This window comes from Bifidobacterium sp. SO1 (assembly GCF_018555335.1).
GTDB classification, from domain to species: Bacteria; Actinomycetota; Actinomycetes; order Actinomycetales; family Bifidobacteriaceae; genus Bifidobacterium; species Bifidobacterium simiiventris.
Window position 1 is genome coordinate 371472 of record NZ_JAFEJR010000002.1, and the last position, 6907, is coordinate 378378.

Here is a 6907-nt window from a genome sequence, read left to right on the forward strand (position 1 = left end):
GAAACGATGAAACGAAGCGCATGCCGATTACCGTTAATCGGCATGCGCTTCGTCATAAGAAGCGCCGGCGGCGGCCCTGACCGTCGTCCCAGCCATGAGAGAGGAAACGATATGGCCATCAGATCATCGCGCGCCTTCACGGCCGTGGCCGCGGCGCTGTCCGCGGGTCTGCTTCTGGCGGGATGCGGCAGCACCTCCGCGGGCAACGGCGGTTCGGACACGGCGTCGTCGGACAACATCATCACCATCGCGTCGGGCGAGCCGCAGAAGGGGCTCATCCCCGGCGACACGTACGAGGCCGCGGGCGGCAACGTCATCGACATGGCGTTCTCCGGACTGGTCGTGTTCAAGGCGGACGGCACCGCGGTCAACGAGGTCGCCGACAAGATCACGCCGAACTCCGACAGCACCAAGTTCGACATCACGCTCAAATCCGGCTGGAAGTTCTCGGACGGCACCCCGGTGACGTCGGAAAGCTTCACCAAGGCGTGGAGCTACACCGCGAACGCGAAGAACGGCCAGCTGTGCGCGAGCTTCTTCTCGATGATCAAGGGATACGACGACCTGCAGGACACGTCCAAGCTCAAGGGCGACGAACAGTTGTCCGGCCTGCACATCATCGACGACACGCACTTCACCGTCGAACTCAACAAGCCGTACTCGGTGTTCCCGGTCATCCTCGGCTACTCCGGCTACAACCCGCTGCCCGAGGCGTTCTACAAGGATCCGAAGGCGTTCGGCGAGAAGCCGATCAGCGACGGCCCGTACATCGTCAAGAAGTGGGAGCACAACTCCAGCATCGAAATGGTCAAGAACCCCGACTACAAGGGCAACCTCACCCCGAAGAACGACGGCCTGACCTTCAAGATCTACACGTCCAACAACGCGTCCTACTCCGATGTGCAGTCCGGCAACCTCGACGTGTCCGCTACCATCCCGAGCTCCGCCGTCAAGACGTTCCAGAAGGATCCGAAGCTCGGATCGTACAGCGAACCCGGCTCGGGCATCGCCACGTTCACCATTCCCGACACGCTCGAGCATTTCAAGAACGACGAGGAAGGCAAGTTGCGCCGTCAGGCCATCTCGATGGCCATCAACCGCAAGACGCTGTGCGACAAGATCATGGCCGGCACCGCGACCCCCGCATCCGACTTCACCGCGCCGCCCGTCTCCGGCTACTCCGACAGCCTGAAGAACAAGGGCACCCTCGAATACAACCCGACCAAGGCGAAGGAACTGTGGGCGAAGGCCGACAAGATCTCCAAGTTCACCGGCACGTTCACCATCGCCTACAACTCCGACGGCGACTACAAGGCCACCTATGACGCGGTGATCAACCAGATCAAGAACGTGCTCGGCATCGATGCGGCCACGAACCCGATGCCGACCAGCAGCGAGTTCCACGAGGCCGTCACGAGCCGTTCGATCAAGGGCGCGTTCCGTGCCGGCTGGCAGGCCGACTACCCGTCGATCGAAAACTACCTCGCCCCGCTGTACGCCTCGAACGCGGCCGACGGCCACGGCTCGAACGACGGCGACTACAAGAACCCCGAATTCGACGCGCTACTCGACAAGGCCGCCAGCGCCTCCAGCGTGGACGCCGCCAACAAGCTGTACCAGCAGAGCGAGGAGATCCTGCTCAACGACCTGCCTTCGATCCCGCTGTACAACCAGAACTCCAGCGCCGTCTACGCCAAGGGCGTGAAGAACGCCGAACCGACGTGGAAGGGCGTGCCCACGTTCTACGAACTGACCAAGAAGTGACGGGCGTCTGACCCGTTTCGATTCCGATGGGGGTGCACCGGTGGCTGCCGGTGCACCCCCATCGTCGTTTTCGACCGTATTTTCCCGCGCGTCGATTCCCGCGGCATGCGGTCATCGGCCGCATGATTATCGCGTACGCACATACAGGTGATACGGCTCATCCTCGATCATGAACAACGGCACGAACTTCAGACCCGTGAGCCGGTGCGTGAATGCGAGCTTGCTGCCCGACCGTTCGAACGCGGCATCGGGATCGGCGTCATCGATCGGCACGTCGAGCATGTCCGCTCGCTTGTCCAACGCGGCCAACACATACGGCCCCCATGCCACGGCCGCGACTTCGGGCCGGTCGGGCGTCGGCAACAGCCGCACATGCGGCGCAAACATCACGTCGAGTCTCGCGCCATCCCACGAATCCAAACCGATCGCACTGGCCGTGAACGACAGTTCGCCGATCTCGGAGCGCGACAGTTCGATCACGCCGAACGGTACTTTACGGCCGTCCACCCGCAGATCGATCTGGCCGCCCGCACTCCAGTCCGGCACGCGCAGGCACAGCGTCGCACGATCGAGCCGGTCGATCCGAATCGTCACACGTTCGGGCGAGGCATCGTCCGCCGTCACGGTCAGCCGCGCCGCATCGTCATCCAACGTGCCGTTGAGATACCGGCGCACATACAACGCGTCCTTGTCTGTGAAATACGCGCCGTGCGCGGCGTAGAAATGCGATTCCAAACCGGTGCCGTGGCAGCAGCTGTTCTCGTCCGGATCGAACTCCTTGCGCCCGCCCGGCTGCGTCGGCATGAAATAGATGCTGCCGCCGTCATCGGCATGGGCCCGGCGATGATCGCATGTCGCGGCGATATGGTTGATTCCCGAGTGCTCGACATAATCGGCGTATCGCGGCTCGGAGCAGTACCGTTCCAATTCGACCGCCAGCTTGACCAGATTGTACGACGCACAGCTTTCCGCCGTATCGTCCGCCAACAGCGAACCGATCTCGTCCGGCTGATGGAACATCTCGCCCTGGCCGGTGCCGCCCATCGCATAAAGATGATGGCCGAGCACCGCATCCGCGAAGAACCTCGCCCGATCGAGATAATACGGCAGCCCGGTCGCCTCGAACAGCTTCGCCGCGCCGATGACCTGCGGGATATGCTGGTTCGCGTGCATGCCGCCCAACGCATCCACATGCTGACGCAGCGGCTCCATCAGCCGGTCGTTGTCGAACAGGCAGGCGGCGGCAAGATGCCGTTCGTCGCCGGTGTGCTTATACAGGTCGGCCAGCGCGTCGTTCATGCCTCCGAACTCGCCGGCGATGTACAGACTCCACATGCGCTGCAGCCGCTCGTGATCCAGCCGGTGCAGCCGCTCGTATGTCCAGTCGCCGATGCCGCGGGCCACATCGAGCGCCTGACGGCTGCCCGCATACCGGTACGCGTCGAGCAGACCGGCGAGGATCTTGTGCAGCGTGTAATACGGCGCCCAGATCGTCGGATACGGCGCCAGCTCCTCCAAACGGTCGAACTGCGTCTCGTCATACGCTGACAGGAACCCCGGTTCCGCTCCCGGCCGCGCGGCGAACGCCCGCTGCACCTCGGCCAACGACGCCACCACATACTCCAGCTTGGCCTTGATCGCCATATCCCTGCTGGCCGCATACGCCAGCGCATAGGCCGACAGCGTATGCCCGGTAGTATGACCGCGCAACAGCGAATCCGGCGCATCCCAACCGGTCATCGGCTGCGCGCCCCGCGTATCAAGCCCGGCCGCACGGCGGAACTCCACCAACAGCCGGTCGTCGTCGACCCCGCGCAGATAGGCAAGACGATGCCGCTGATTGCGCGCGAGCACGCCGTCGCCCGTCAGACGTACATGGCCAAGCGGAATCGGCGTGCGCCGGTCGGCCGTATCCTCACGCGGCTGCGGATCCTGATCGACCACATGCACGATGGCAGTCACGGCTACGTCCGTGCCGTCGACCACGCCATGCCAGCGCACGTCGTGCCGGTGCCCGCCGTCGTGCGGTAGGCGCGGGGCCGTATGTTCCACGCCGTCATGCCATGCGATGCGCTGCGAAATCGTCATGCCGTCCTCGGTGCGCACCGCCGTATACGTCGGCAACGCATACGGCTCGCCGGAGCGTACGGTCAGCGAGACCGGGAACACGCTGCGTATGGCGACGGTATTGTGCTGTTCGAGCACGCGCACCGTGAACGTGCGCGTCGCGCTCGCCATGCCGTGCGTCAATGTCGCGGTCAGCGTCACGTCGCGATAGCCGCGGCCGTATTCCGGCTGGTGCACCGTGCCGTCCGGTCTGATCCAGCGTTCGTCGTCGCTCGACCAAGTGATCGTGGAACCGTTCGCGCCGCTCGCCGGCAGATCGAGGTCGAACTCGACGGTGCCGGTATTGCCGATATACAGCAACTGCGCATCCTTGTCCGCGATCCGTTGATCGGTTGCGTTGGTGTCTGCCATGATGGTGCCTTCCGACGGTGCGTGACGCCGGCCGCCGGGAATACGCGGCCGGATACGGTATCCATTATCCGATCGTTCTCGATTTGGAAAACGCGACAGACCGGAACGTAGACCTGTACCGGTCGCAACGATAGGCCACGCCTGACAGGTCCGTAACACCGTCGTGAACTGCCCGTTACCCGTTCGGCGATGATGCGTAAACGGACTGCAACACATGCGGTCTTTACTCGACCATACCCAAGACGGTAAGGGTTCCGGTTCCACGGGACGCGGCGTCGGGCATCATGAGGGAGGAAACCCATGCACATCAACAAGAAGCAGATCATCGCGGCGACCGCGGCGGCACTGTCCGCGGGATTGCTGCTCTCCGGCTGCGGTTCGAGCACCGGCAACGGCGGCACGGCGTCCAAGGATTCCGGAGGCATGGTCATCACGATCGCCAACGGCGAGCCGCAGAACCCGCTGGTCCCCGGCAATACGAACGAGACGACCGGCGGCAACGTGATCGACATGCTGTTCTCCGGCCTCGTCGGCTTCAAGCCGGACGGCACCTCCGTCAACGAGGTGGCCGACAAGATCGAGCCGAACTCGGACAACACGAAGTTCGACGTCACGTTGAAGTCCGGCTGGAAGTTCACCGACGGCACTCCGGTGACGTCCGAATCGTTCACCAAGGCGTGGAGCTACACGGCGAACGCGAAGAACGGCCAGCTCAACTCCAGCTTCTTCTCGGTCATCAAGGGCTACGACGATCTGCAGAAGGACGGGCTCAAGGGCGACGAGCAGCTGAGCGGCTTGCACGTGACCGACGACACGCACTTCAGCGTCGAACTCAACGAGCCGAACGCCGTGTTCCCGGTCATCCTCGGCTACTCGGGCTACTATCCGCTGCCGGAATCCTTCTTCAAGGACCCGAAGGCGTTCGGCGAGTCCCCGGTCGGCAACGGCCCGTACAAGTTCAAGTCGTGGAAGCACAACGCCGACATCGTCGTCGAGAAGAACGACGACTATCCGGGCAACTTCAAGGCCAAGAACGACGGCCTCGACTTCAAGGTCTACACGTCGAACGACTCCTCGTACGCCGACATCCAGTCCGGCAACCTCGACGTCTCCTCGAACGTGCCGGCCACCGCGCTGAAGACCTTCCAGAAGAACTCCAAGCTCAACTCCTACTCCAAGGCCGGTTCCGGCACCGCCACGTTCACCATCCCGCAGTCGCTCGAACACTTCAGCGGCGAGGAGGGCGTGCTGCGCCGCCAGGCCATTTCGATGGCCATCGACCGTGAGCAGATCACCAGCAAGGTGCTTTCCGGCACCGCCACCCCGTCCAAGGAATTCTCCTCGCCGATGACCGCCGGCTACTCCGACAGCCTCAAGGGCAACGAGAACCTGACCTACAACCCGACCAAGGCCAAGGAGCTGTGGGCCAAGGCCGACAAGATCTCCAAGTTCTCCGGCACGTTCACCATCGCCTACAACACCGACGGCGGCACCAAGCCGATCTACGACGCAGTCGTCAACCAGCTCAAGAACAACCTCGGCATCGACGCGGCCACGAACCCCGTGGCGACCTTCCAAGAGTTCCGCGCCGCGATCACCGACCGCACCATGAAGAGCGCGTTCCGCACCGGTTGGCAGGCCGACTACCCGTCGATCGAGAACTACTTGAAGCCGATCTTCTCGTCGTCCGCAGCGGACGGCAAGGGATCGAACGACGGCGACTACAAGAACCCCGCGTTCGACAAGCTGCTCAACGAGGCCGCCAAGGCGTCCAGCCTCGACGCGGCGAACAAGCTCTACCAGCAGGCCGAGGAGATCCTGCTGACGGATCTGCCCGCCATCCCGCTGTACAACTCCAACGCCAACGGCGTGTACGCGAAGGGCGTCAAGAACGTGGAACCGAACTGGAAAGGCGTCCCGGTGTTCTACGAAATCACCAAGGGCTGATTGCGCACGAATGACCGTGAACGCATAATGTGACCGATGCTCGGCCTCGTCGTCCTACCGCGGCGGGCCGGGCATCGTCGTATATACGCGAGGCCAACAAGCCCGGAGCCGTCTACCACGACATGCTCGACGCGGCGCTCGCCTCGGTCGCACGCTCGTTGCACCGGCTCGGCATCCTGCCGGTTAGCGTCGAAGAGGCGTTGCGGCCCGACGGTCATCAGCATTACCGCTGGCTCTATCACGGCACCGGGCACCACATGGGCATCGACGTGCACGACGCCTACCGGTCGCGCAACGAATACTATCCGGACGCGCCGCTCAAGCCCGGCATGGTGTTCACGCTCGAACCCGGCCTCTATTTCGACGTCGCCGGCGAACTCGTGCCCGAACGCTACCGCGGCATCGGCGTGCGCATCGAAGACGACCTCATGGTCGATACGGACGGGACGACCAAGCTCATCAGCGACTTCGCCCGCACGCCCGACGAGGTCGAGGCGTGGCTCGCATCCCACGGGCCGGAACGGTACCTCGACAGCTTCCTTGCGCAGGAGGCTGCCTGCGCGTGACCTGGTGCTTTGCAGAGTGTTTTCTGAGGCTTCTGCTGTTTTCGTGGGTTAGGTTGTTGGTGTTGGTAGTTGGATGTTGAGTCCGCCGCATCTGAGCATGACGAGGCTGATGAGGTTGGTGACGTGGTGGAAGCCGTAGGCCATGCGGATGG

General features: G+C 63.3%; 4 protein-coding genes. 3 read left to right on the forward strand and 1 reads right to left on the reverse strand.

The genetic code is table 11. The annotated features are described in order from the left end of the window. Positions 1–111: 111 nt before the first annotated feature. On the forward strand, positions 112–1764 hold the full coding sequence (locus tag JS541_RS03660; RefSeq protein ID WP_214373122.1) for an ABC transporter substrate-binding protein: 1653 nt from the start codon (positions 112–114) through the stop codon (positions 1762–1764). Positions 1765–1890: 126 nt separating this feature from the next. Here the strand turns inward: JS541_RS03660 and JS541_RS03665 are convergent, their stop codons facing one another. Continuing rightward, entirely contained in the window at positions 1891–4242 is a 2352-nt protein-coding gene (locus tag JS541_RS03665; RefSeq protein WP_214373123.1) for a beta-L-arabinofuranosidase domain-containing protein, read from the reverse strand. 300 nt (positions 4243–4542) lie between these two features. Here JS541_RS03665 and JS541_RS03670 point away from each other — a divergent pair, with 300 nt between their 5' ends. Together JS541_RS03670 and JS541_RS03675 are read left to right on the forward strand one after the other, a co-directional pair. Then, a complete protein-coding gene (locus JS541_RS03670; protein ID WP_214373124.1) occupies positions 4543–6189 on the forward strand; it encodes an ABC transporter substrate-binding protein in 1647 nt (548 codons plus the stop codon). A gap of 29 nt (positions 6190–6218) precedes the next feature. Further along, complete coding sequence (locus JS541_RS03675; RefSeq protein WP_214373125.1) at positions 6219–6755, forward strand: M24 family metallopeptidase; 537 nt, start codon at positions 6219–6221, stop codon at positions 6753–6755. Positions 6756–6907 lie beyond the last annotated feature (152 nt).